The organism is Sedimentitalea sp. XS_ASV28, assembly GCF_041224545.1.
GTDB lineage: Bacteria > Pseudomonadota > Alphaproteobacteria > Rhodobacterales > Rhodobacteraceae > Sedimentitalea.
This window is the reverse complement of sequence record NZ_JBGFGP010000030.1, coordinates 1-365: the sequence shown is the minus strand read 5'-3', so window position 1 is coordinate 365 and position 365 is coordinate 1. Positions and strand designations below refer to the sequence as shown.

Annotated in this window: 1 pseudogene; it reads right to left on the bottom strand. The window is 56.4% G+C overall.

Annotation, left to right across the window (positions count from 1 at the left end):
• A pseudogene (locus AB9K34_RS00380) lies at positions 1-363 on the bottom strand (IS6 family transposase); the annotation flags it as partial.
• Positions 364-365 lie beyond the last annotated feature (2 nt).

Below are 365 nucleotides of genomic sequence, written 5' to 3'. Positions count from 1 at the left end.
CTTATGCGCGCGATGGTCAGCATCCGGCGCTTGATGGGCAATCGGCTTGATGTAGCTGCGCAGTTTGTCTGTAACGAAGACCCTTGGTTGGCCGAATTGCGCGATCAGCCTCGCCATGAAGCGCTTGGCAGCTTTGTCATTTGGGCGGGGACGATACCGCCGGATGCAGGCGGCAAAATGGGCCCCAAAGCGGTTCACCCAAAGCCAGATTGTCTCGCGGCTAACGATGACGCCCCTTTGAGCCAGCAGTTCTTCGACATCTGCGGTGCTGAGCGCAAACCGATGGCAGACCCAGACCTCATAAACAACAATCTCAAGAGGGAACCGGAAACCTTTGAAGCGGGGCTTTTCAGGCGGATTTATCA